The 25,722-nt window shown below is 46.0% G+C and carries 26 protein-coding genes, 2 pseudogenes and 1 other annotated feature; of the genes and pseudogenes, 9 read left to right on the top strand and 19 right to left on the bottom strand.

The window, feature by feature from the left end; genetic code table 11:
- Positions 1-138 precede the first annotated feature (138 nt).
- Both EL098_RS07575 and EL098_RS07570 read right to left on the bottom strand, forming a co-directional pair.
- Positions 139-1,053 carry a LysR family transcriptional regulator gene (locus EL098_RS07575; protein WP_126355678.1) on the bottom strand — a complete coding sequence of 305 codons (915 nt, stop codon included), beginning with the start codon at positions 1,051-1,053 and terminating at the stop codon, positions 139-141.
- 26 nt (positions 1,054-1,079) lie between these two features.
- Positions 1,080-1,907, bottom strand: a complete 828-nt coding sequence (locus EL098_RS07570; RefSeq protein WP_126355677.1) for an SDR family oxidoreductase — start codon at positions 1,905-1,907, stop codon at positions 1,080-1,082.
- 200 nt (positions 1,908-2,107) lie between these two features.
- Between EL098_RS07570 and hisL the strand changes: the two genes are divergently transcribed.
- The 9 genes from hisL (at position 2,108) to hisIE (ending at position 9,342) form a co-directional block, all read left to right on the top strand.
- A complete protein-coding gene (gene hisL / locus EL098_RS07565; protein ID WP_126358378.1) occupies positions 2,108-2,158 on the top strand; it encodes a his operon leader peptide in 51 nt (16 codons plus the stop codon).
- Positions 2,134-2,256: a sequence feature (His leader region), on the top strand. (Overlaps the previous gene by 25 nt.)
- Before the next feature lie 37 nt (positions 2,257-2,293).
- Positions 2,294-3,193, top strand: a complete 900-nt coding sequence (hisG, locus tag EL098_RS07560) for an ATP phosphoribosyltransferase (protein WP_039304568.1) — start codon at positions 2,294-2,296, stop codon at positions 3,191-3,193.
- Between the two features lie 4 nt (positions 3,194-3,197).
- Positions 3,198-4,505, top strand: a complete 1,308-nt coding sequence (gene hisD, locus EL098_RS07555) for a histidinol dehydrogenase (protein WP_126355676.1) — start codon at positions 3,198-3,200, stop codon at positions 4,503-4,505.
- Entirely contained in the window at positions 4,502-5,584 is a 1,083-nt protein-coding gene (gene hisC / locus EL098_RS07550; protein WP_126355675.1) for a histidinol-phosphate transaminase, read from the top strand. The genes hisD and hisC overlap by 4 nt, the downstream gene beginning before the upstream one ends.
- Positions 5,581-6,648: a bifunctional histidinol-phosphatase/imidazoleglycerol-phosphate dehydratase HisB gene (hisB, locus tag EL098_RS07545; RefSeq protein ID WP_126355674.1), complete on the top strand. Its 1,068-nt coding sequence runs from the start codon at positions 5,581-5,583 to the stop codon at positions 6,646-6,648. Before hisC ends, hisB begins: the two co-directional genes overlap by 4 nt.
- Positions 6,648-7,238: an imidazole glycerol phosphate synthase subunit HisH gene (gene hisH / locus EL098_RS07540; protein ID WP_126355673.1), complete on the top strand. Its 591-nt coding sequence runs from the start codon at positions 6,648-6,650 to the stop codon at positions 7,236-7,238. The genes hisB and hisH overlap by 1 nt, the downstream gene beginning before the upstream one ends.
- Positions 7,239-7,241: 3 nt before the next feature.
- Positions 7,242-7,979 carry a 1-(5-phosphoribosyl)-5-[(5-phosphoribosylamino)methylideneamino]imidazole-4-carboxamide isomerase gene (hisA, locus tag EL098_RS07535; RefSeq protein WP_126355672.1) on the top strand — a complete coding sequence of 246 codons (738 nt, stop codon included), beginning with the start codon at positions 7,242-7,244 and terminating at the stop codon, positions 7,977-7,979.
- Positions 7,961-8,737: an imidazole glycerol phosphate synthase subunit HisF gene (hisF, locus tag EL098_RS07530; protein WP_126355671.1), complete on the top strand. Its 777-nt coding sequence runs from the start codon at positions 7,961-7,963 to the stop codon at positions 8,735-8,737. Before hisA ends, hisF begins: the two co-directional genes overlap by 19 nt.
- Complete coding sequence (gene hisIE, locus EL098_RS07525) at positions 8,731-9,342, top strand: bifunctional phosphoribosyl-AMP cyclohydrolase/phosphoribosyl-ATP diphosphatase HisIE (protein WP_126355670.1); 612 nt, start codon at positions 8,731-8,733, stop codon at positions 9,340-9,342. The genes hisF and hisIE overlap by 7 nt, the downstream gene beginning before the upstream one ends.
- A gap of 55 nt (positions 9,343-9,397) precedes the next feature.
- On the opposite strand, the gene wzzB is transcribed toward hisIE, so the two are convergent.
- The 17 genes and pseudogenes from wzzB to rfbB form a co-directional block, all read right to left on the bottom strand.
- Positions 9,398-10,381 carry an LPS O-antigen chain length determinant protein WzzB gene (gene wzzB, locus EL098_RS07520; RefSeq protein WP_126355669.1) on the bottom strand — a complete coding sequence of 328 codons (984 nt, stop codon included), beginning with the start codon at positions 10,379-10,381 and terminating at the stop codon, positions 9,398-9,400.
- 225 nt (positions 10,382-10,606) lie between these two features.
- Positions 10,607-12,016 carry an NADP-dependent phosphogluconate dehydrogenase gene (gndA, locus tag EL098_RS07515; RefSeq protein WP_126355668.1) on the bottom strand — a complete coding sequence of 470 codons (1,410 nt, stop codon included), beginning with the start codon at positions 12,014-12,016 and terminating at the stop codon, positions 10,607-10,609.
- A 121-nt stretch (positions 12,017-12,137) separates the two neighbouring features.
- The gene (locus EL098_RS07510; RefSeq protein ID WP_126355667.1) at positions 12,138-13,340 is read right to left on the bottom strand and encodes an LTA synthase family protein; all 1,203 of its coding nucleotides are present in this window, start codon (positions 13,338-13,340) and stop codon (positions 12,138-12,140) included.
- 426 nt (positions 13,341-13,766) lie between these two features.
- Entirely contained in the window at positions 13,767-14,897 is a 1,131-nt protein-coding gene (locus EL098_RS07505; protein WP_126355666.1) for a glycosyltransferase family 4 protein, read from the bottom strand.
- The gene (locus EL098_RS07500) at positions 14,894-15,646 is read right to left on the bottom strand and encodes a glycosyltransferase (protein ID WP_126355665.1); all 753 of its coding nucleotides are present in this window, start codon (positions 15,644-15,646) and stop codon (positions 14,894-14,896) included. The genes EL098_RS07505 and EL098_RS07500 overlap by 4 nt, the downstream gene beginning before the upstream one ends.
- A gap of 1 nt (position 15,647) precedes the next feature.
- Positions 15,648-16,475 (bottom strand): glycosyltransferase, encoded by an 828-nt coding sequence (locus EL098_RS07495; RefSeq protein WP_126355664.1) that lies wholly within the window; start codon positions 16,473-16,475, stop codon positions 15,648-15,650.
- Positions 16,472-17,428 (bottom strand): EpsG family protein, encoded by a 957-nt coding sequence (locus EL098_RS07490; RefSeq protein WP_232012348.1) that lies wholly within the window; start codon positions 17,426-17,428, stop codon positions 16,472-16,474. The genes EL098_RS07495 and EL098_RS07490 overlap by 4 nt, the downstream gene beginning before the upstream one ends.
- Before the next feature lie 299 nt (positions 17,429-17,727).
- Entirely contained in the window at positions 17,728-18,261 is a 534-nt protein-coding gene (rfbC, locus tag EL098_RS07485; protein WP_164716793.1) for a dTDP-4-dehydrorhamnose 3,5-epimerase, read from the bottom strand.
- Between the two features lie 141 nt (positions 18,262-18,402).
- Positions 18,403-19,308, bottom strand: a complete 906-nt coding sequence (locus EL098_RS07480; protein WP_126355661.1) for a glycosyltransferase family protein — start codon at positions 19,306-19,308, stop codon at positions 18,403-18,405.
- Positions 19,309-19,960: 652 nt separating this feature from the next.
- Positions 19,961-20,590 carry an oligosaccharide flippase family protein gene (locus EL098_RS23650; protein WP_269462197.1) on the bottom strand — a complete coding sequence of 210 codons (630 nt, stop codon included), beginning with the start codon at positions 20,588-20,590 and terminating at the stop codon, positions 19,961-19,963.
- The gene (locus EL098_RS07470) at positions 20,590-21,696 is read right to left on the bottom strand and encodes a DegT/DnrJ/EryC1/StrS family aminotransferase (protein ID WP_126355660.1); all 1,107 of its coding nucleotides are present in this window, start codon (positions 21,694-21,696) and stop codon (positions 20,590-20,592) included. Before EL098_RS07470 ends, EL098_RS23650 begins: the two co-directional genes overlap by 1 nt.
- A 13-nt stretch (positions 21,697-21,709) precedes the next feature.
- Positions 21,710-21,841, bottom strand: a pseudogene (locus EL098_RS23775) (DapH/DapD/GlmU-related protein); the annotation flags it as partial.
- A gap of 123 nt (positions 21,842-21,964) precedes the next feature.
- Positions 21,965-22,099: pseudogene (locus EL098_RS23770) on the bottom strand (acyltransferase); the annotation flags it as partial.
- A 43-nt stretch (positions 22,100-22,142) separates the two neighbouring features.
- Positions 22,143-22,553, bottom strand: a complete 411-nt coding sequence (locus EL098_RS07460) for a sugar 3,4-ketoisomerase (protein ID WP_126355658.1) — start codon at positions 22,551-22,553, stop codon at positions 22,143-22,145.
- A 17-nt stretch (positions 22,554-22,570) separates the two neighbouring features.
- Positions 22,571-23,446 (bottom strand): glucose-1-phosphate thymidylyltransferase RfbA, encoded by an 876-nt coding sequence (rfbA, locus tag EL098_RS07455; RefSeq protein WP_126355657.1) that lies wholly within the window; start codon positions 23,444-23,446, stop codon positions 22,571-22,573.
- Positions 23,447-23,493: 47 nt separating this feature from the next.
- Positions 23,494-24,393 carry a dTDP-4-dehydrorhamnose reductase gene (rfbD, locus tag EL098_RS07450; RefSeq protein ID WP_126355656.1) on the bottom strand — a complete coding sequence of 300 codons (900 nt, stop codon included), beginning with the start codon at positions 24,391-24,393 and terminating at the stop codon, positions 23,494-23,496.
- Positions 24,390-25,475: a dTDP-glucose 4,6-dehydratase gene (rfbB, locus tag EL098_RS07445; protein WP_126355655.1), complete on the bottom strand. Its 1,086-nt coding sequence runs from the start codon at positions 25,473-25,475 to the stop codon at positions 24,390-24,392. The genes rfbD and rfbB overlap by 4 nt, the downstream gene beginning before the upstream one ends.
- Positions 25,476-25,722 lie beyond the last annotated feature (247 nt).

Here is a 25,722-nt window from a genome sequence, read left to right as displayed (position 1 = left end):
GCCTGGCGGAAGTAAAACCTCTCGCATTCGGTGCTACAGAAGAAGATCGGCCTGTCGCGGCGTATCGGTGCCATAAAGTACTGCCTGGCTGACAATCAACATAGTAGAGCCCATCTAAAATCGCCAGTGAAAAAAGCACTATTTTTCTACCGGCTTATAAACCTGAGCGATGTGGGGATCTGCGACGATTTTCTCGCGCCACCATTCGCTGGCAAGCCCGGCCGTTTGCTCATTCCAGCCAAGCCAGACCGGCACACAGGGTTTCTGGCCTGCCACCTGCTTTTTGACCAGCGCACCGCTGTCGATATAACGCTGCGCCATATAGCGCGGGATATACCCGCAGCCAAGACCGCTGATTTGCAGTTCGAGCTTGGTTTTAAAGTCAAAGACGGTGATAGCTTCCTGCGCTTCAGGCAGATGCATAGCGCGGGCAGGCTCAATTCTTGAAGTGTCGCCCACGACCACGGCGCGGGAACGTTGAATCAGGCGGCGGGTGAGCGGCTCTTCGGCCTTCGCCAGCGGATGATGCGGCGCCACAACAAAAACGATGTCCAGACTTCCTAACAGCTTAAAGCCATATCCGCTCAACGAAGGCGGTTCGCTCATCGCCCCAACGGTAATATCCGCGCGCCCTTCCGTCAGCGCTTCCCACGAGCCACCCAGCACATCATTAATGAATTTGAGGCGCGTCACGCTGTAACTTTCATAAAAAGCTTCGATCAAAGGGGTCAGCAGAGAGAAAGGAAAAGCGTTATCCACGCCGATAGTCAGCTCACGCTCCCAGCCCTGCTGCAGCTTAATCGCCTGCTGCTCTAATTCACGAACCGAATGCAGAATCTCTCGTCCTCTTTCCAGCAGAAATTGACCAGTACGCGTAAAACGCGCCCGATGGCCGCTGCGGTCGAGGATTTGAATATTGAGGTCGCTTTCCAGCTTTTGAACGCTGTAGCTCAGCGCCGAAGGCGTTTTAAAGAGCTTTGCCGCCGCGGCAGCGAAGCTCCCTTCTTTATCCAGCGCATCGAGAATGACCAGTACATCCAGCAAAGGTTTCATAATCACTCCCGCCCACGGCGCTTAGGTTACTGCATCGGCATAACCAGCGGATTAGGATATTGATACTCGAAGCCTAGCTCATTACAGATACGGCTGCCGTCAACCAGCTTACCGTGGCCGGTTCCAGCGTCCTGACGGAACGAAGGCGCCTGAAGGCCAATTTGGCGGGCCATGCGAGAATAAAACTCCTCGCGTGTGGGATGGGCCGGCGCACAAAGGTTGTAGGTATGGCCCCCTTTTGGTGCCTGAAGCAGCAGCGTGATGGCAGAAATAACATCTTCGAGATGAACAAGGTTTACGCCGTGTTGCCCGTTAGCCACGTCCGTTTTACCCGCCAGAAAACGTCCTGGATGGCGATCCGGCCCCACCAGCCCGGCAAGACGCAGAATATCCACCGAGGTACCGGGCAGACGGTGCATCCAGTCTTCTAACTCTTTGAGCACCCGTCCGCTGGCGGTAACGGGCCTGAGCGGCGTTGTCTCTTTCACGTTGCCCTCGCCTTCACCATACACCGACGTCGAACTGGTAAAAATAATGCGCGGAACCGAATGCGCAAGTGCGCTATCGACTATTTCCTGTACCGCCTGAAGATAAAAATCATCACCTTCACCGCTGCGTCTGGCAGGAAGCGTCACCACTAATGCATCGACGTCCAGCAGCTCATCCAGATCGTCACTGTCGCAAACCAGCTCCGGCTGCAGCTGCAGCTGGTAACTTTCAATTCCGCACATGCGGGCAGCCTCTACGCCATCGAGCGTCGTTTTGCTTCCGCTGACCTGAAAGCCCCGCGCTGACAATGAGAGCGCCAGCGGCATTCCCAACCACCCTAAACCGACTATCGCGACCCTTTTCATGCCTTGTCTCCTGACCTTACAGCATTATCTTCTGACGAGTGAATTTAGCTCTCCGTTAAGGCTACGCCACCCGCGCAGAACTGACAATTACCTCTGCCCTACAGAATATCAATGAACGGGGAAAAAACCCCTTGCGCTCAACGCGTAATCTGGTTTACGTTAATTGGCACATAATGAATAGTCATTCATACGAGAATTTTATGACACGCGCTCAGTTTAAAAACCACCATCATCACCATCACCCTGACTAGTCTTTCAGGCGATTGGTGCTGGGAGACGAAAAGATCTTCCAGTGGTGCGTGAACGCGAGAAAAAGCCCCCGGAAGATAGCTTCCGGGGGCTTTTTTTATTGGGCGTCAGACAGAATGAATAAGGGGTAACTACCGATGACCGACAACAACCGTTTACGCATAGCTATGCAGAAATCAGGCCGTCTTAGCGATGATTCACGCGAATTACTGGCCCGCTGCGGCATAAAAATCAACCTGCACACGCAGCGTCTGATTGCCCTGGCTGAAAACATGCCGATCGATATTCTGCGCGTCCGTGATGACGACATTCCGGGCCTGGTGATGGACGGCGTAGTTGACCTCGGTATCATCGGTGAAAACGTTCTCGAAGAAGAGTTGCTGACCCGCCGCGCGCAGGGTGAAGATCCGCGCTACTACACGCTGCGTCGCCTGGACTTCGGCGGCTGCCGCCTGTCGCTGGCCACCGCAGTGGACGAGCCCTGGGATGGCCCGGCCAGCCTCAACAACAAACGCATAGCGACCTCTTACCCGCACCTGCTCAAGCGCTACCTCGACCAGAAAGGCGTGCAGTTTAAATCATGCCTGCTCAACGGCTCGGTGGAAGTTGCGCCGCGCGCCGGCCTGGCTGACGCCATCTGCGACCTGGTGTCTACCGGTGCAACGCTTGAAGCCAACGGCCTGCGCGAAGTCGAGGTTATCTACCGCTCCAAAGCCTGCCTGATCCAGCGCGATGGCGAAATGCCGGAAGCCAAGCAGCAGCTCATCGACAAACTGCTGACCCGTATCCAGGGCGTCATTCAGGCGCGTGAATCCAAATACATCATGATGCATGCTCCAACCGAGCGTCTGGATGAAGTCATCGCCCTGCTGCCGGGTGCCGAGCGCCCGACGATTCTGCCGCTGGCGGGCGATCAGCAGCGCGTAGCAATGCATATGGTCAGCAGCGAAACGCTGTTCTGGGAAACCATGGAGAAGCTGAAAGCGCTGGGCGCCAGCTCTATTCTGGTGCTGCCAATTGAGAAGATGATGGAGTGATGTGATGAGTAACTTCAACACGCTGATTGACTGGAACGCCTGCGACGAAGCCGCTCGCCGTGCGCTGCTGATGCGCCCGGCTATCTCCGCCTCGGACAGTATCACCCGCACCGTGGCGGAAATCCTGGAGAACGTTAAAACCAACGGCGACAAGGCCCTGCGCGAATACAGCGCAAAGTTCGATAAAACTGAAGTGAAGCAGTTGAAGGTCACTCAGCAGCAAATCGATGAAGCCGTAGCGAGACTAGGCAGCGAAATTAAAGAGGCGATGGCCGTGGCCGTCGCTAACATCGAGAAGTTCCACCTCGCACAGCAGCTTGCTCCGGTTGATGTGGAAACCATGCCCGGCGTACGCTGCCAGCAGGTTACCCGTCCCGTGGCTTCCGTCGGCCTTTATATTCCCGGCGGCTCCGCCCCGCTGTTCTCAACAGTACTGATGCTGGCAACGCCTGCCCGCATTGCGGGCTGCAAAAAAGTGGTGCTTTGCTCACCGCCGCCGATTGCCGACGAAATCCTTTATGCGGCTCAGCTATGCGGCGTGCAGGAAGTCTTCCAGGTCGGCGGCGCGCAGGCGATTGCCGCCCTGGCGCTGGGTACGGAAAGCATTCCGAAAGTGGACAAGATCTTTGGGCCGGGCAACGCCTTTGTCACCGAGGCAAAACGGCAGGTCAGCCAGCGCCTCGACGGCGCGGCTATCGATATGCCGGCAGGCCCGTCTGAAGTGCTGGTGATAGCCGACAGCGGCGCAACGCCTGACTTTGTGGCCTCAGACCTGCTTTCTCAGGCTGAACACGGCCCGGATTCTCAGGTGATCCTGCTGACGCCGGATAGCGCGATGGCTCAGGCCGTTGCCGAGGCCGTTGAGCGCCAGCTGGCTGCCCTGCCTCGCGCAGAAACCGCCCGCAGGGCGCTGGAAAGCAGCCGCCTAATTATCGCCCGTGATTTAGCGCAGTGTATCGAGATTTCAAATCAGTACGGTCCTGAACACCTGATCATCCAGACGCGCAATGCCCGTGAGCTGGTGGATAACATTACCAGCGCAGGTTCGGTATTCCTTGGCGACTGGTCGCCGGAGTCCGCGGGTGACTATGCCTCCGGGACTAACCACGTGCTGCCGACCTACGGTTATACCTCCACCTGCTCAAGTCTTGGGTTGGCGGACTTCCAGAAGCGCATGACCGTGCAGGAACTTTCACCGCAAGGTTTTGCCTCGCTGGCGAAAACCATAGAGACACTGGCCGCTGCCGAGCAGCTTACCGCCCACAAAAACGCCGTTACCCTACGCGTCGCCGCCCTTAAGGAGCAAGCATGAGCATCGAAGAGTTAGCCCGCGCCAACGTTCGCGCCCTGACCCCTTATCAGTCCGCCCGCCGCCTGGGCGGTAACGGCGACGTCTGGTTAAATGCCAACGAATACCCAACGCCGGTGGAGTTTCAGCTAACCGCGCAGACGCTGAACCGCTACCCGGAGTGCCAGCCAAAGCAGGTCATCGCTAATTACGCCAGCTACGCGGGCGTAAAGCCTGAGCAGGTTTTAGTTAGCCGCGGGGCGGATGAAGGTATCGAACTGCTGATTCGCGCATTCTGCGAGCCAGGCAAAGACGCCATTCTTTACTGCCCGCCAACCTACGGCATGTATACCGTAAGCGCCGAAACCTTCGGCGTGGAGTGCCGCACCGTTGCCACGCTGGATAACTGGCAGCTTGACCTTCCAGCAATTGCTGAGAACCTCGACGGCGTAAAAGTCGTTTATGTTTGCAGCCCAAACAACCCAACCGGCCAGCTGATTAATCCGCAGGATCTGCGCGTGCTGCTGGAGATGACCCGCGGCAAAGCGCTGGTCGTCGCCGACGAAGCCTATATCGAATTTTGCCCGCAGGCGACGCTGGCCGGCTGGCTTGAAGAGTACCCAAACCTGGTTGTCCTGCGTACGCTTTCTAAAGCGTTTGCACTGGCTGGCCTGCGCTGCGGCTTTACGCTGGCAAACGAAGAAGTGATTAATCTGCTGCTAAAAGTCATTGCCCCTTACCCGCTTTCCACGCCGGTCGCCGACATCGCCGCCCAGGCGCTTAGCCCGCAGGGCATTAACGCGATGCGCGAGCGCGTGGCCGAAGTGCTGCTTAACCGCCAGTACCTGATTAATGAGCTGAAAAACGTTCCCTGCGTTGAAGAGGTTTTTGACAGCGAAACCAACTACGTTATCGCAAGAGTTACCGCCTCCAGCGCAGTCTTTAAATCACTGTGGGATCAGGGCATTATCTTACGTGACCAGAATAAACAACCAACGTTAAGCGGCTGCCTGCGCATCAGCATCGGCACACGCGAAGAGTGCCAGCGCGCTATCGATGCGCTGCGTCAGCAACCCGGCCTGCAGGCCACGGAGAGCAAATGAGCCAGAAAGTACTTTTTATCGACCGCGACGGGACCCTGATTTCCGAGCCACCGAGCGATTACCAGGTCGACCGCATGGACAAACTCGCCTTTGAACCAGCGGTGATCCCGGCTCTGCTGCAGCTGCAAAAGGCCGGTTACAAACTGGTGATGATTACTAATCAGGACGGGCTCGGCACCGCCAGCTTCCCGCAGGCTGACTTCGACGGCCCGCATAACCTGATGATGCAGGTCCTGACCTCTCAGGAGATCATTTTTGATGAAGTACTGATTTGCCCCCACCTGCCTGCTGACAACTGTGACTGCCGCAAACCAAAGCTGGCGCTGGTGACCGGCTATTTGCAGGAAGGCGTGCTGGACAAGGCCAACAGCTACGTAATTGGCGACCGCGCGACGGACATTGAACTTGCCGAGAATATGGGCATTCAGGGGCTGCGCTATAACAGCGATGGCCTCGACTGGAAGCAAATCGCCGACAAGCTGACCAAACGTGACCGTTACGCTCACGTTGAACGCAACACCAAAGAAACGCAGATTGACGTCAAAGTATGGCTGGATCGCGAAGGCGGCAGCAAAATCGCCACCGGCGTCGGCTTCTTCGACCATATGCTGGATCAGATCTGTACCCACGGCGGCTTCCGCATGGAGATCGCGGTTAAAGGCGATCTGTATATCGACGATCACCACACCGTGGAAGATACCGGCCTGGCGCTGGGCGAGGCGCTTAAGCTGGCGCTGGGCGACAAACGCGGCATCACTCGTTTTGGCTTTGTGCTGCCGATGGACGAATGCCTTGCTCGCTGTGCGCTGGATATCTCCGGCCGCCCGCACCTGGAATACAAAGCCGAATTTAACTACCAGCGCGTAGGTGATCTCAGCACTGAGATGGTTGAGCACTTCTTCCGCTCGCTCTCCTACACCATGGGCGTGACGCTGCACCTGAAAACCAAAGGCAAAAACGATCACCACCGCGTAGAAAGCCTGTTCAAAGTCTTTGGCCGCACCCTGCGCCAGGCAATCCGTGTAGAGGGCGATACGCTTCCCTCCTCGAAAGGAGTGCTGTGATGAACGTGGTGATCCTCGATACGGGCTGCGCCAACCTTCACTCGGTGAAATCGGCGATTCAGCGCCACGGCTACGAGCCGCGGGTAAGTCGTGATTCAGATGTGGTGCTGCGTGCCGATAAACTTTTTTTACCCGGAGTGGGCACCGCCCAGGCGGCCATGCAGCAGATCGTCGAGCGCGACCTGGTGGAGCTCATCAAGGCCTGCACTCAGCCGGTGCTGGGCATTTGCCTTGGTATGCAGCTTCTCGGCAGCCGCAGCGATGAAAGCAACGGCGTCGAGATGCTGGGCATTATCGAGCAACCGGTGTTGCAGATGAAAGACTTCGGCCTGCCGCTGCCGCACATGGGCTGGAACCGGGTATACCCGAAGGCGGGTGACCGCCTGTTCCGCGGCATTGAGGATGGCGCGTACTTCTACTTCGTCCACAGCTACGCGATGCCGGTCTGCGAAAATACTATCGCCCAGGCAAACTACGGCGAAGCTTTTACCGCTGCGGTACAAAAGGATAATTTTTGGGGCGTTCAGTTTCACCCCGAGCGTTCCGGTGCGGCGGGTTCTCAGCTGCTGAAAAACTTTCTGGAGATGTAGGTCATGATCATCCCGGCACTTGATTTAATTGACGGCAAAGTGGTGCGTCTCCATCAGGGAGATTACGGCCAACAGCGCGACTACGGTAGCGACCCGCTCCCGCGTTTACAGGATTATCAGGCACAGGGCGCAGAAGTATTGCACCTGGTCGACCTTACCGGCGCAAAAGATCCGGCGGCCCGGCAAATCCCTCTGCTGCAAAAACTGCTCGCGGGCGTTGGCGTACCGGTACAGGTTGGCGGCGGCGTTCGAACCGAGCAGGACGTTGAAGCGCTTCTGGAAGCAGGGGCGGCTCGCGTCGTCGTCGGCTCCACCGCGGTAAAATCCCCTGAGCTGGTGCAGAGCTGGTTTAAACGTTTTGGTGCAGACGCTCTGGTGCTGGCGCTGGACGTGCGTATTGATGCCCAAGGCAACAAACAGGTAGCGGTTAGCGGCTGGCAGGAAACCTCTGGCACCACGCTGGAACAGCTTGTTGAGCAGTTTCTGCCGTTTGGCCTGAAACACGTGTTGTGTACCGATATTTCCCGCGACGGCACGCTGGCGGGTTCGAACGTGGAGCTTTATCAGGAAGTCTGCGCGCGCTTCCCGCAGGTGGCGTTTCAGGCTTCCGGCGGGATCGGCGGACTTGAAGATATTGCCGCGCTGCGCGGCAGCGGCGTGAAAGGCGTGATCGTCGGGCGCGCCCTGCTGGAAGGTAAATTTAACGTGAAGGAGGCGATTTCATGCTGGCAAAACGGATAATCCCTTGCCTGGACGTGCGTGACGGCCAGGTGGTCAAAGGCGTGCAGTTCCGTAACCACGAAATCATCGGTGACATTGTCCCGCTGGCGCAGCGCTACGCTCAGGAGGGCGCAGACGAACTGGTATTTTACGATATCACCGCCTCAAGCGATGGCCGCGTAGTGGACAAGAGCTGGGTGACTCGTGTAGCCGAAGTGATCGATATTCCTTTCTGCGTGGCAGGCGGGATCAAGTCCGTCGAAGATGCGGCGCAGATCCTCTCCTTTGGTGCAGATAAGATTTCCATTAACTCCCCTGCCCTGGCCGATCCTGAGCTTATCACTCGCCTGGCGGATCGCTTTGGCGTGCAGTGCATCGTGGTCGGGATCGACACCTGGTTTGACGCAGAAACCGGCAAATACCATGTGAACCAGTACACCGGTGACGAAAGCCGCACCCGCGTAACGAAGTGGGAAACGCTGGACTGGGTGCAGGAAGTACAAAAACGCGGTGCCGGAGAGATCGTCCTCAATATGATGAACCAGGACGGCGTGCGCAACGGTTACGATCTGGCTCAGTTGATCAAGGTGCGAGAAGTGTGCCACGTGCCGCTTATCGCCTCCGGCGGTGCTGGCACCATGGAACATTTCCACGAGGCCTTCCGCGATGCTGACGTCGACGGCGCCCTTGCCGCTTCCGTGTTCCATAAGCAAATTATCAATATTGGTGAACTGAAAGCATTTTTGGTTCAGCAAGGCGTGGAGATTCGAGTGTGTTAACAGAACAACAGCTAGCCCAGCTGGACTGGGAAAAAACCGATGGCCTGATGCCGGTTATCGTTCAGCATGCCGTTTCCGGCGAAGTCCTGATGCTCGGTTACATGAACCAGGACGCGCTGGCGAAAACACTGGAGACCGGCAAAGTCACCTTCTTCTCGCGCACCAAACAGCGCCTGTGGACCAAAGGTGAAACCTCCGGCCACTTCCTGAACGTGGTGCGCATTTCCCCGGACTGCGATAACGATACGCTGCTGGTGCTGGTTAACCCTATCGGCCCAACCTGCCACCTGGGCACTTCAAGCTGCTTCGGTGAAGCACACCATGACTGGCACTTCCTGTTTGAGCTGGAACAGCTGTTGGCTTCGCGCAAAACCGCCGACCCGGCGAGCTCCTATACCGCGAAACTGTATGCCAGCGGTACCAAGCGTATTGCGCAGAAAGTTGGGGAAGAAGGCGTGGAAACCGCGCTGGCCGCAACCGTAAACGATCGCCATGAGCTGACCAACGAAGCCTCTGACTTGATGTATCACCTGCTGGTGCTGCTGCAGGATCAGGATTTGGACTTGAGTGCGGTGATTGAGAACTTGCGGGCTCGGCATAAATAAGCCGGCGCCAGATGCAAAAAAGGCCGCTGATGCGGCCTTTTGTTTTTTAGCGGATTTACGCGGCGTTTTTATAGCTACGCAAAACGTTACGTCCCAGTACATAGCCCGAGCCTACAATCAGGCCCAGCAGGGCGGCAAGCACCAGAGTGAGTCCTTTTTTCGGGCTGTCTTTCCGTACCGGTAACGTCGGCTTCATAACATAGCGGAACGCATAGGTCGTTTCCGGCGTCGATTTCAGTTCGCTGACGGCCAGCAATGACTGGCGGGTGTTAAAGTAAGATTCATCCAGCGGCAGAGGACGAGAGGCTTCATTCTTGATCATCGAAGAGAGCGCCTCACTGCCCAACACAAACAGCGTATCTTCAGACAAAGTTTCTGCCTGCGAAACCACTGGTTTGGTGATGTTGGACTGCTGAGCAACAACCAGCGCCTGGTTTAGCTCATCAAGACGTTTTTGCTGCTTCTCTTTCGCCACCTTTTCTTTCGTGGCGAGCTGGTCTTTGAGATCGCCTATTTTTGCGTCAACGGAGGTTTTAAGATCGTCATCTAGCTCGTTAACGATTCTTTTGTTAATTTGCTGGAGGTAAGTATTGAGCGTTTTCTGGGCCTGTTCCGCAGAATTCGCTACATAGCTAATCTTAAGCGGTAGCGGTTGATCCTTAGCTGCTGACTCAATCGTCAGCTTCTCTGGCTTCTGCTGGTTATCGAGCTGCTCAGAAAGTGCTGCGATAGCGGAGTTAAAGCGGCCAAAGAAACGCTGCTGAACATCAATCAGCGTCAGGTTTTGAGTATTAAGCACACTTATAGCATTGCTATAATTAGAAACCTGCCCCGAATCCGGCAACGTGACGATAGCCTCTGAGGTCCATTTTTCTTTAGCCACGACCAGATAACCCACGGCGATTAAAATTGCTACAATCATTGCTGCAACTATTGCGATTTTTCCTCGCCACAGCTGAATAAAAATATCAATTAAATCAATTTGTTCGGATGTTTGAATGGTGTGATCTTTTGTCACATTAACGTCAGCCTGATTCATGATTACCTTTGAAGGATAGTGAGTACGTTTGCATAGATAACACTGCTGATAGTATAGACAGATACCTGGGGAAAGACCTCAAAGAAATCGAAGGATTAGTGTAAGAATCTGCTGAAAATCATCAACATTTCTTTAAAAACAAGCTACGAGTTTAAGTAGGTTTTCTCTATTGAAGAGACAAAAAAGGCCCTTTCGGGCCTTTGACTAAAAAATAATTGTAAAAACTTAGCTTAACCACTCGGTGTGGAAGACACCTTCTTTGTCAGTGCGCTTGTAGGTATGCGCCCCGAAGTAATCACGCTGAGCCTGGATAAGGTTAGCCGGCAGCACCGCGGCGCGATAGCTGTCGTAGTAGGCAATCGCTGCCGAGAAGGTTGGCGTTGGGATACCATTCTGTACGGCGTAAGAGATCACATCACGCAACGCCTGCTGGTAATCATCGGCAATCTTTTTGAAGTAAGGTGCCAGCAACAGGTTTGCAATAGCCGGGTTCTCAGCGTAAGCGTCGGTGATTTTCTGCAGGAACTGTGCACGAATGATACAGCCGGCGCGGAAAATCTTCGCAATCTCACCGTAGTTGAGATCCCAGTTGTTCTCTTCAGAAGCAGCACGCAGCTGAGAGAAGCCCTGAGCATAAGAAACGATCTTGCCCAGATACAGAGCACGACGCACTTTCTCGCTGAATTCAGCCTTGTCACCGGAGAACGGCTTAGCCTGCGGGCCACTGAGCACTTTAGAGGCTGCAACGCGCTGCTCTTTCAGAGAAGAGATATAGCGTGCGAATACAGATTCAGTAATCAGGGACAGCGGTTCGCCGAGATCCAGAGAGCTCTGGCTGGTCCATTTTCCGGTACCTTTGTTCGCGGCTTCATCCAGAATCACATCGACCAGGTAGTTACCCTCTTCATCTTTTTTAGTGAAGATATCCTTGGTGATGTCGATCAGATAGCTACTCAGCTCGCCTTTATTCCATTCGGTGAAGGTTTCAGCCAGCTCTTCATTGGAAAGATCGAGGCCGTGCTTCAGCAGAGAATAGGCTTCTGCGATCAGCTGCATATCGCCGTATTCAATACCGTTGTGCACCATCTTCACATAGTGGCCGGCACCGTCAGGACCGATGTAAGTGACACACGGCTCACCGTCTTCAGCAACAGCAGCAATTTTAGTCAGGATAGGGGCAACCAGCTCGTAAGCATCTTTCTGGCCGCCAGGCATGATGGATGGTCCCTTAAGTGCGCCCTCTTCACCACCGGAAACACCGGTCCCGATGAAGTTGAAGCCTTCCGCCGACAGGTCACGGTTGCGACGGATAGTGTCCTGGAAGAAGGTGTTACCGCCATCAATGATGATGTCGCCTTTATCCAGATAAGGCTTGAGCGAGTCAATGGCCGCATCGGTGCCTGCGCCCGCCTGCACCATTAACAGGATACGGCGCGGGGTTTCCAGCGATTCAACGAACTCTTTTACGGTGTAGTAAGGAACCAGCTTCTTGCCCGGATTCTCTGCGACGACTTCTTCAGTCTTCTCACGGGAGCGGTTGAATACGGAAACGGTATAACCACGGCTTTCGATGTTCAGCGCCAGGTTGCGGCCCATCACGGCCATACCCACAACGCCGATCTGTTGCTTGGACATTACATACTCCTGTCAGGTGTGCTCACCGCGCCCTACACGCGGCTTCAAATGTGGCTTTGATGTTAACTCATGTAAAGCAAAAATGAATAGCAGTTCTTGCTCTATACATGAAGTATTTTAATTACCCACTAACGTTATAGAAATTTAAAATATCTTTAGATGTGCTTGACTCGGATGTATTATAATCAGGATAGCTTTGGGATTCGGTCTTATAAAATGACTGACCTATTGCGCTTGTTTTTTCATATATACTAGTACAATGAGCGTCAAATAATGAACAACCTAAAAAGAAATTGGGCGTATTATTAATTTTCAACAAATGTAATATAGTGGGAGTGAGGGACAAACTATTAACGCCCTTAACATCTATAATGCGTCTCTCAATTCCAGCGCCGGTTATAATTAATGGAATTTTATCAACAAAATATTTGGCATGCGTTTTAAATGAGCTATTAAATTCAGGTGTGGGAAATGTAGAATGATCAGCAGTAACAATCAAAATAGTATTTTTCATTACCCCACTGCTTTCTAAATACTCAACGAATTTACCCAACTGGAAATCGTAATTATGAAATTTATTGTAGTAAGAGTTTTTACCATCTTTATACTGGAGATCAGGGCTATCTAATCCATGATGCGTGCCTGAAGTATAAACACCGATAAAAAAACGTTCATTTTTATTTTCTTCAACCAATTGTTGTAACGATTGAAAAGTTTGTTTATCTGTCATCCTGTCATTTTGATAGAATTTGAAATCACCCATTCCATAAACGTTATCAAAAGACATCGACTTAATCATAGTATTTAAAGTACTATTTTTTTCTGTTGCGGCTAGAAATAAAGTTTTATAGCCATGCATTTTTAATATTTCGGGAAGAGAGACGAGTCTGTTATCATAATTTTCTTTAACTGCAACATTAGATATTTCTGCAAAGCCGTCCTGATTAGCACCAATCCCATCTTTAAACTGATAAGCAGATGTTAATTGGCCGCGCAAACCACGGAAAGTTGCTGCTGTATGATTAAAGTAATTATCAAAAACTAAAGAACTATTGAATAAAGAATCAATATTAGGAGTGAGGCCCAATCCAAGATGATTAACACTATCGATGACGCTGGCTGACATTCCCTCAGTAAAAATGACAATGACATTCGGTTCTCTCAAGACTGGCTCATTAATTTTGTCACTCCATACCCCAACCTTAAGAAAGTTCTTAGAAATCTCGGGGTAGTTATAGGCCGGTGAAAATGTTACTTGCTGGTAGTAAGCCTGCGCTGTGCGCGCAAAGTTAACGAATGGGCCATTAGTGAATGGAAAAACCAAAAAAAATAACAGGAAAAACTTATCGTCTCGAGAGTCTACATAATTTTTTCTACGGAGGATAAAAAATGATACTGAAATAAAAATATAACTATAAAAAAAAGCTTGCTCGCAAGAGACAAGCCAAGAGCATGAAACTCCTGCGCATTAGACAATGTTAAAGGTATCATAAGACTCCCTGATGTATACAGAGAGGCCATTTGCAAACCACCAACAAGTGAGTATCCCACCCACATGCTTATTACAATAGCTTTGCGTCTAAAAAAAAACAGCGCAGTATAAAATATAAATGATTCTGCCAGAAGGTCACTTATCAAATCATTTCTTTTACTATGAATAACAAATAAAATCGATGACGTAATAAAAACAAAAAAAGGAATATATGAAAATAAAATTTTTTTTAAATTCGATTTGTACATCAAAATAAACTCATCCCTCATCATAAATCTTCTGATAATTACGAATAAACTCTTCCTCATTGAATTTTTTTATTACATACTCATATCCATAAACACCCATTCTATTCACAAGATCTGAAGATTCAATGAGTTCAATCATCTTACTCGCTAATGAATTATGATCTTTCGGATCTACTAGAAAACCCATTTGGCCGTCAATGACAACCTCTGGAATACCTTCTACATTTGTTGCGACAATCGGCTTCTTGAAAAATGCAGCCTCGAGAAATATAAATCCAAATGCTTCATACGTTGAAGGACACACAAATACATTGCAGTCCATAAAATACTTGTATGGCGATTCAACCCAACCATGAAAAACAACATTATTATTGATTTTCAATTCAGATACCAGAGATTCTGATGATATCCTTAATTCACCATCACCTACAATATCAAGAAAAACATCAGGATATTTTTTTTGGACTAGTGAAAATGCTTTAATCAATGTATGAGGATCTTTTTGCGCATCTAATCTACCGACAAAAAGAAAAGAAAACGGTTTATTATTTTTTTCTGGTAGAGTGGTTTGGCGGCTTTCACTAAATCGCTGCAATACCTCAAAATCATAACCATTATATATACTGATCGTTTTTTTCCATGGGAAGAAATTATAATACTTTCGATATAAATTATTCACGCATATATTCACATCACCGAATTGCAAAGCAAACGCTTCAATTCCCCAATAAATTAAACGCTTTAACTTTGACTGGCCTTTGTAAAAAGAAATACCATGTACAGTATGGATTTTCAATCTGACACCAGCAAAAAATGCCGCTATTCTCGCCGTAATTCCAGGTTTAGTCGAGTTCGTATGTACAATATCAAAATCGTACATTTTAAATATTTTATATAGCTCGAAGAAGCTTTTAATATCAGAGAAACCAATATTTCTTTTTAGGTATTTACACCAAATGATATTAACATTTATTGCTTTAAATGCAGCAGTAAATTCATCTACTTGAGTTTTATCGACATCTTCACATCCAGAAACAATAACGTACTTTTCATACCCTTCTATTTTAGAAAGAAGCATATGGCAAAATTTTTGAGATCCGGCCATTTTGGGTAAAACTAAAACATGCGCTATTTTTTTCATTTTTTTCTATTATTTATTTTCAAATACTCAATAATTATCATTAATCTGTAATATAATTTGAACCTGAGAGGATTAGCGCTCTTATGCCCGGTTTTAGTGACTGTCATTGTATGCCTACGATAAGATAACAGACAGTGCTCAACAAATTTTACATCACCATATTTAATTGCTGTTAAGCCAATCCAGAGATCATGTCCTAAACTATAATAAGGAAAAGGAAAGGCACGATTTAATAATGCCCGGTTGAAACACATGCAACACCCATGAAATGAACTTTTCACTACTGTCCGCAATAAACTTTTACTTGGTGGGATGTAATCATAATACGAGGCCTGCGTGATCTCCTCGTTTTGATTGATTATATTACAATCATTAATAACCAAGACCGGTTTCTCACTTTTTAATAAATTAATTGTTTGAGAAATTCGCCCATCTAGCCAAATATCATCTTGATCAGCCAAGTATATATAATCGCCAACACATTTATTCAAGGCATTTTGCACATTCAGAGAGACTTTCTTAAGAATTTGTTCTGTCCTAATATTTGAACTGAAATCTGACTTAAGTTCATTTTGGTAGACTTTAATCCTGGGATCTTTCAAATCATCTATGATTTTTAATGTATTATCAGTCGAACCATCATCTGAAATAATCACCTCATCACAATGATTCAATTGTTCCAAAATACTCGTCAATTGTTCTCTGATGTAAGATTCCCCATTATATGTTGGGATGCATACTGAGATCATTTTACCCTCTTACATATTTTTTATAAAAACATTTAATAAAAGTTAACTTCCGAGTTTTGACTACCAACTTCAATGCTCTGGCAAAAACCATCATGAAATAAATAAAATCATCATTAAACCCATTTCTTTCACATCGCTTGGCACACTCGCAGTAAATATTAAAACGCGTGAGGAGTTTGCTTACATTAGTTTCTTCACCAGAGAAATCTTGTAATAGAACGAGATCAACAACAATAAACTTTTCGTTATATCTCTTGAAACGTTCGATAAACTGAAAATCACTGAAGTCCAAATATACATCTTCATTATATCCACCACAATTAACAGCCGCCTCTACATTTATAAGCATTCCGCTGTTTATGGGGGAATAATGTTCTAAACTATATTCTCCGGGTTTAAAGTCATCGACAGTAAAACCACGATGGCATTTATAACGCAGTGGTGAACAAATTTTTTCATTCTTAGTTTTAAGTATAGGAGAAAACAAATTAATGAACGGTGATTTAGCTAGAGCATTCTTATAAACATCAATAGAATGTTTTGGAAATGTTGTATCTTGATCTAGTAATAAAACATGTGTGTAACCCAGTTTCCTGGCATAAGAAAGTCCCTCATTATAGGCTTTACTTACACCAGAATTTTTATAATCATTTACAACATGAATATTAGCACCATTATATTTATTAGGAACTGTATATTCAGAGGGAGAGTTATTATAAACAAAAAAATCTTTTATTTCATCTTTATCATCAGAATCTAAAATGGAATTGATGCTTTCAGATTCTGAAATTTGTTTTTTATATAATACAACCACAGGCATTATCTTCATATAAAAACATATTCCTTAACTAATCCAACATAGTAAAGATTCAATAACAATAAAAACAGGCTGATTGCTATAATAATAAAATACACAAGTCCTTTATGTTTGAATTGTGTAGCCAGCATGGGTAAAAATACTATTTCACTGATGCTAAATAGTTCACTCAGCCTAATAGAGAAGCCAGGGATAGCAGAAAAAGCGATTAAGCATAATGGGCTTAAAGCATATAATTTAAATATCAAAATCATTTTCTTATCTTTTTCAAAGTACCTTGAAAAAGATAATGTCAGGAAAACAATGAGGATATGTAATATTTGAGTAACTGAAAATACATTTACACTTGCATTATCAGTCTCTATTTGTGCTTTGTACATATTGTACTTTTCTTGCACCCCGCCAATAGTAACGTATTGGAGTGGTGTTAACATGTCAATTTTGAAGGTATATAAAACGTAAAGGAAAAGCAAAAGTGATAAATAACCCAGTTTGAAGTTAGTAGTTAATCTCTTTGAATTAAGCAATGGAATAAAAATAAATACTACCATTGAAAAATGAAAGAGTATTGCAACTAAGATCCAAAGGTAATATTTTCTGTAATTATTCTCGATGATATATTTTAGGCTAAAGAAACCGATACTACTAGCGACACCGATTCTTATCTGTGTCATATCATGCAGCAAAAATATGCTGGAAAAATAAACTAACACTGATAATAATAAATATGGCGACCATTCTTTTATGAAAAGATATTTAAAGGAAATAGCTAATGCGGCATAGATTATAAAAATAAATACAGGTGAGGAAGTTAGCAACTCTGATATATATGTTATCAGATAAAATGTCGGTTCAATTGCATAATGATAACCATTGACAATATAACCATATATATTGACATAAGATTGATAGTCTCTATCAACATCAGCACCTCTTAAGGCGCAAAATATAAATAAAACTATCATTATGGGCTTGAAAAAAACTTTATTACCCTTCAAGAGAGATAATAATGTAATAATTGAAAATAAACCTAGATATACATACATAAATCTATCGCACTCGGATTAACGTCACCTAAAGCGAGGGATTGAGGCGCGTAATATTTTGAGTTGAATATTGGGTGACGAAATATCATCCAAGCAAGTGTTACTTGCATTCAATTTAAAACTCGAATAACCATATAAAAAATATGGTATTGCTGTTTTTTTGGTTACTACTGAGTGCTTCGCCACACTCAGTAATTTTGAGCGCAAGTGTTAGAACTTCAGGGTTTTAATCGTGGTTGCATTTTATCTTTTTCTGAAAGTGTTATTTCACCCCGAATTGGCCATTCGATGTTAACATCAGGATCATCCCATCTAAACCCCTTCTCAGAGGAAGGACTATAATAATCAGTTGTTTTGTACATGAATTCAGCGACATCACTTAACACAAGGAAACCATGAGCAAATCCTTCTGGAATCCAAAACTGAAGTTTATTCTCGGCAGATAAAACTACACCATGCCACTGTAGATAGGTAGGAGAATGCTCTCTGATATCAACAGCAACATCATAAACTTCGCCATAAGTACAACGGACGAGTTTGCCCTGCTCATGTGGCGAATTCTGATAATGCATACCACGTAACACGCCCTGATTCGACCTTGAGTGGTTGTCTTGTACAAAAGTAATATTTCGCTTCACTATTTCTTCAAATTGTCCATGATTAAAGCTCTCCATGAAAAACCCACGGTCATCCGAAAAAACTTTAGGTTGGATTATTTTTAGATCAGGGATGTTCGTTTCAATGATTTTCACAATATTAGACCTTTTTTATATCTTTCTTTAATAATGAATAAAGCTTCATTCCAATGTCATTCCAGCTGTAGTTTTCAACCAATGATCTGTTCGCTTCAATTTCTTCATGTAACTCAATGTCTGTCATCCGTAAATATACATTTAATTTATCAACAACAGAGTTTTTATTAAATTTTCTATTTTGAGCTTGCTGTTTGTATTTGTCAAAGGGGCATAATTAGATATTACCGCACAACCACATGACATAGCCTCAGCGCAGGGATAATGAAAAGCACCATCCTCAACTAACCCTGTTGCAATAATTAGATCATTTAATCTGTAAAAATTAGCCAAATCTAAATCATTGTTAATTTCTATCACATTATAATTAATTTTTATTTTTTCCAGTCGAAGGCGATCTTCTTCACTCAAATATAATGCAACATTTAGAACAAGGTCTTCTTTGTTTTCCCACCGAATTATTTCGTCGATGATATTGCTGGTTCCTTTTCTTTTCTCTTCCCTACCAACAAGACCAATTGTCTTACGCTCACCTTTATTAGTCTTTGAGTAAAACACTTGATCATCGATGCCAGCAGGAATTATCTCTACATAATTATTGATGGATTTAGGTAAAATGTTTTTATGGTTTACAATTTTTCTTAGTGGTAACAGATATGTCGAAAAGGCGATAAATCGTCTGATTAGGGATTTATAAAATACGGTTTCATAGGCTTGTATGTAGTAATATTTCCCTACCGTTCTTGGTAAAAATGAAACCATAAATGCTGAAAGATGAAAATTAGCAATCGCACAATCAGGACGCAACTCCATACATTTTTTATATAAGTAATAATTATTCATTATGAATCTGACAATGCGATTTTTACTATTTGACACCTTACTTTTTAAAATTTTTGCCGTGGTTTGATAATATATATCTTTAGCACTTCCTAGTGCCACAAAATAAACATCACAACCACAATTCACAAGTTCTGTAGCGAGCCTCGATAGTACTCTTTCACCACCAGCTCGACCAAAGTCCATAATAGGTATAACAATTTTCAAAACTCAGCCCCTAATTATTATTTTTTATACGAATATTAATAAAGTTTGTAAAAATATAAGCGAATATAAAATACATAATATATGTTACAACATAACTAATGTTCGCCCCCTGAACACCGTAGAGCACAACAAAAAAATAGCTTGTCATTACAAAAATAATCGAAAAGATAATCTCGGAACAAATGAAAACTTTTGTGTGCCCTTGCGCCTGGAGTGGGTATGCGTAAAGGAAACCAGCAACCTTGATAACATCACCAAGTAACTGGAAAAAAAAGAGTTCACGGGCAGAGCGAAAACTCATCGGTAAAAAGAAGAGTAATAGCAAGATCACGCAACAAATAAATACCTAATGACATTACTATCGTAATTAATAGTACATATAATATTGTACTATTAACCTCATTTTTTATCAGTACACTCGATTTCAATATTGCTAACCTGGGCAGAAAATAGGTAGAAAGCGCAATTGTAACAACACCAAGGTAAACCTCGGATATTTTCCACACCGCCTGCCATTGTCCAGCATCTTCCCCAACCGGTAAGTGCTATCAATATTTTCCTGATAAATAATAAAGCAACAGGCATTGAAGCGACAGAAGTCAGAGCCATAAGTGTATATTTTATTATACTTTTGACTTTATCTTTATCTGTCTCACCCCCACCAATACTTTAGTCGAAACCAAGATTTATTCAGACAAAATAGAACTAAAACAAACCCAGCGATCGCACTGTTCAACGCAGTAGCAATCAATGCTCCTTTCAGATCAAATTTAATAACCAGAAAAGTCATAAATATTGTTGAAAAAACTACAGACAACATACCAAGAAATATATATTGCTTATAGCGCTGCTGACCATTTAATACTGAAGCAATTAGAGTATTTAAAATTGAAAAAGGTAATACGCAACACGCAAAGATGATTAGCCAGGAATATTGGCTGTCACTTAAGAGTAATTCACTAAGTTGTTTAGAAAATACTATGACAATGGGAATAAGCAGTAAGAAAAGTAGTGCGGCCACCTTAAAACATGCACGCCACCACGGCGCGCATGCTTCTTTTCCATCCTGCCAGTTTTCCGCGGTATATCGAACAAGTCCGGTACTTACAGGGGAAGTGGTTATGCCAGCAATAATAGTCATCAAGCTTTGTACTTGCCCAAGCATTGCGACGCCCGCAGGCCCTGTATAAATTGCCACCACCTTGCCGATGATAAAACCTGCAACCATTTTAATAAATGTATAAATTGCAGATAATATTGTTACCTGAAAAAATCTTTTCATTATTCGTAATCATTTATAATTTTGATTACATAGTCAACATCTTCCATGCTCATCACCGGACTCATGGGTAAAGAAAGCACTTCAGCATGTATTTTCTCAGAGATTGGCAAACTGAGTTCTGACATGTGTAGATAAGCTTTTTGCTTATGAGGGGGCAATGGATAGTGAATTAGAGTCTGTATACCATTCTCTAATAAATATGACTGGAGCTTTTCTCGGTCGCTTGTTCTTACTACAAACAAGTGCCAAACATGTTCTTCACGATTCTCAAACACCGGTAAGGTAATTGCTGGATTTTTTATTTCACGAACATATTTTTCGGCGATGTTTTGGCGAATAGCAGTATCTTCTGCCAGTGTGGACATTTTGACACGTAGCAGTGCCGCCTGTAACTCATCCAGGCGACTATTCACCCCCTGGTAAAGGTTTTCATACTTCTTATGTGAACCATAATTACGCAAAGCTTTAAGAGTATTTGCTAACTCTTTATTATTTGTCGTAATCGCGCCGGCATCGCCCAATGCACCCAGGTTTTTTCCTGGATAGAAACTAAATCCTGCGGCATCCCCCCAGGCACCAGCTTTGCGGCCACCTTTCTCAGCACCATGGGACTGTGCACAATCCTCAAGAACTAATAAATTATGCTTTTTCGCAATTTGACAAATTTCCTGCATATCACAAAGTAATCCATATAAATGGACGGGCAAAATGGCTTTTGTTTTGTGCGTAATATGCTCTTCAATTGCGGCAGGGTTGATATTGTAAGTTTTTATATCTGGTTCAACAAGCACAGGAACTAAGTTGTTTTCAGTGATAGCAAGAATAGATGCAATATAAGTATTTGCAGGTACCAATACTTCATCACCATCCTTCAGGTAGCCCAACTCTTTCCAGGCACGAAGTACCAGAATCAAAGCATCCAGGCCATTTGCCACACCGATGCAATGCTCAACGCCGCAATATTCCGCAAACTCGTGCTCAAATTGCTCAAGCTCTTTTCCCATAATGTACCAACCAGAGTCCAGTACCCTACTAAAGGCATCGACTAACTCACTATGCTGACGCTGGTTAATTGCATAAAGATCGAGAAAACTAATTTTTTTCATTTTTTTCTACCCATTTAATGAAGCGCGCCGGGTTCCCTACGACTATTGCGTAAGGTGGTACATCTTTAGTCACGACACTGCCGGCGCCAATAATTGCTTTTTCACCAATCTCAACGCCAGGAAGAATTGTTGCATTAGCGCCAATTGATGCGCCCTTACGTACAATAGTTTGCAAAAACTCTTCAGGATAAATTTTTGAGCGAGGATGTTTATCATTTGTAAATGCCACACACGGACCGATGAAAACATCATCCTCAATTCGTACACCATCCCAAATGTAAACACCACTTTTCACTGTGACATTGTTGCCAATCACAACATCATTTTCAATCAAGGCATTTGCACAGATATTGCAATTATTGCCAATAATTGCATTTTTGAGGATGACAACAAATTGCCACACCGTTGTGCCTTCACCTATTGATGTTGTCTGAACATCACTTAATTTATGAATTTTCACCAGAGTTTACTCTTTTGATAAAATCATCATATTCGCGTATATAATCAGACTCTTTATAGTAATCATCCGCAATGACAATCAGCACACAATCATCGCTAAAATCATACATTTCATGCCATATATAAGGCTCAATCAACAAAGCTGTTGCAGGATCACTTAGCTCAATTTGCTTTGTTTCCTTACCATCATCCATATGAAATTTGCACGAACCTCGTGCTACTACCGCTAGTTGGCGAGTCGCTTTGTGTGCATGAAAGCCGCGTCTTATGCCACTTAGTGTGTCGAGAATGTAATAAATCCTTTTAACTTCAAAAGGTATATTTCTTTGTTCTTCAAGCGCGAATAATGCACCACGCTCATCTCCATGCTTTTGCAGGGGAACTAATTGAATATTCATCACTAAGCTCCAAAGCGCTATTCGTTAATCATCTTCAGCAAATATTGACCATATTGATTTTTAGCAAGTGGTGCAGCCAACTTTTTGACTTGCTCAGCGCTAATAAAGCCTTTTCGATAGGCTATTTCTTCAGGGCAAGCAACCTTTAGCCCTTGACGCTCTTCGATCGTTGCGATGAAGTTACTCGCTTCAATAAGACTTTGATGAGTACCTGTATCTAACCAGGCATAACCGCGGCCCATCATAGCAACAGACAATTTGCCTTGTTCCATGTAAATACGGTTAATATCCGTGATTTCTAGCTCGCCGCGCGCTGAAGGCTTCAGATTCTTCGCCATTTCAACAACGCTGTTATCATAGAAGTAAAGCCCGGTTACCGCATAATTGCTTTTTGGTTCGAGTGGCTTTTCTTCCAGGCTAACAGCCGTTCCAGCTTTATCGAATTCCACAACGCCATAACGCTCAGGGTCGTTAACATGGTATGCAAATACTGTCGCTCCACTTTCTTTATCAACGGCGGTATCCATCAGCTTCGGCAGGTCGTGGCCATAGAAGATGTTATCTCCGAGGACTAATGCACAATCATCATTGCCAATAAACTCTTCACCAATGACAAATGCCTGCGCCAGTCCATCTGGACTTGGCTGCACTTTGTAGTGCAAGTTAAGTCCCCACTGGCTACCATCACCCAACAATTGTTCGAAGCGAGGCGTGTCCTGAGGAGTGCTAATAATTAAGATGTCACGAATACCGGCCAACATCAGCGCAGAGAGCGGATAATAAATCATCGGCTTATCATAAATCGGCAACAATTGTTTACTTACTGCCATTGTCACCGGGTATAAGCGAGTCCCAGAGCCACCTGCCAGAATAATACCTTTACGCGTTTTCATTTCATTATCTCTATATATCTAATACCTAAATGGGTATTAACTTAAAATTAAATCGTTGTTGTAGTGAAAAGCTCGGTGAGCATACGTTTAACACCACGCTCCCACTCTGGAAGAACCAAGCCAAAATTTTTCTGAAACTTCTCAGTATTTAATCTTGAATTATGTGGGCGTTTAGCCGGTGTGGGATAAGATGATGTTGGCACAGCGTGAAGCTTGTTGAGCGCCAGAGTAATGCCAGCGGCACGCGCCTCCTCAAAGACCAGAGCAGCAAAGTCGTGCCACGTCGTAGTACCACCCGAGACCAGATGATATACACCGGCAACTTCTGGTTTAACCATGGCTATACGAATTGCATGTGCGGTGCAGTCAGCAAGCAATTCAGCCCCTGTCGGGGCACCAAACTGATCGCTTATGACCGATAGCTCTTGGCGTTCTTTTGCCAGACGCAGCATTGTTTTAGCGAAGTTGTTGCCTTTGCCGGCATAAACCCAGCTGGTTCTGAAGATCAAATGATTGGGGCAATGTGCCTGTAGCGCTATCTCACCAGCGCGTTTAGTTTCACCGTAGACGTTCAAAGGCGCGGTTTCATCGCTCTCTTTCCATGGTGTTTCTCCATCGCCTGGAAAAACATAATCGGTGGAGTAGTGAACAACCCATGCCCCGATTTTCGCCGCTTCTTTAGCAATAGCCTCAACGCTGGTGGCGTTCAAAAGCTGAGCAAACTCAGGTTCTGATTCTGCTTTATCTACGGCCGTATGAGCAGCTGCATTGACAATGACGTCAGGCTTAACACGACGCACTGTTTCGGCAATGCCTTCAGGGTTACTAAAATCTCCGCACAAGTCTTCAGAACGAACATCCAGCGCGGTGACCTTGCCTAAAGGCGCCAAAGCACGCTGCAGTTCCCAACCGACCTGCCCTGTTTTTCCAAAGAGCAAAATATTCATTCGCGTTCACCGTAATTCTCTTCGATCCAGCTCTTGTAGGCGCCGCTTTTCACATTATCAACCCACTGCTGGTTATCCAGATACCATTGCACGGTTTTACGAATCCCTGACTCAAACGTTTCCTCAGGCTTCCAGCCCAGCTCGCGAGAGATTTTGTCTGCATCAATGGCATAGCGGCGATCGTGCCCGGGACGGTCAGTGACATAGGTAATTTGTTCACGGTATGAGCCTGATTTCGGCACGATTTCATCCAGCAGGTCGCAGATAGTGTGTACAACTTCGAGATTTTTCTTCTCGTTATGTCCGCCGATGTTATAGGTTTCGCCGATCTGGCCCTGCGTCACCACGGTATAAAGCGCACGTGCGTGGTCCTCAACATACAGCCAGTCGCGAATTTGATCGCCTTTGCCGTAAATAGGTAGCGGTTTCCCTTCAAGGGCATTCAGAATTACCAGCGGGATCAACTTCTCAGGGAAGTGGAACGGGCCATAATTATTTGAGCAATTGGTGACAACTGTCGGCAGGCCGTAGGTACGCAGCCAGGCGCGAACCAGATGGTCACTGGAAGCTTTTGACGCAGAGTAAGGACTGCTTGGCGCATAGGCCGTCGTTTCCGTGAACAATGGCAATTCATCCCCTTGCGCAACTTCGTCAGGATGAGGGAGATCGCCGTAAACTTCATCGGTGGAAATATGATGGAAGCGGAATGTTGATTTCTTAGCTTCGTTCAGCGAAGACCAATAACGACGCGCTGCCTCGAGCAGAACATAAGTCCCAACAATGTTGGTTTCAACAAAGGCAGCAGGGCCGGTAATAGAGCGATCGACGTGGCTTTCAGCAGCCAGGTGCATGACGGCATCAGGCTGGTGCTCACTGAAAATCAGATCGATTGCGGCCGCATCGCAGATATCGGCCTGGACGAAGTGATAACGCTCATTAGTAGAAACTTCGGCTAAAGATTCCAGATTACCGGCGTAGGTCAACTTATCTACGTTAACCACGCTATCCTGAGTGTTATTAATGATGTGGCGAACAACTGCAGAACCAATAAATCCGGCACCGCCGGTAACAAGAATTTTCACTGAGAAGTCTCTCTATTATTCAGTCATTATTTCCCGTCATCTTCTTGAATTAAGAAGCAACGTCAGGAGGTGTTATTTAAAATGGATAAACATGTGTGTTTATCTGCTTTTTAGCCACGCTACCGCCCCTGGCTCAGCAGCTACCAGTGCACTGTACAACTCGGCGAGAGGTCTATCGATACGCGTTTAAGATTAATCCCAGCAATTCTGATATTTCATGCGGCGATTCTCAAGGAAAAATTTTGGT

The sequence above is a fragment of the Cedecea lapagei genome (assembly GCF_900635955.1).
Lineage (GTDB): Bacteria > Pseudomonadota > Gammaproteobacteria > Enterobacterales > Enterobacteriaceae > Cedecea > Cedecea lapagei.
The sequence above is the reverse complement of the archived record's forward strand: the minus strand, read 5'-3'. Positions and strand labels throughout refer to the sequence as shown.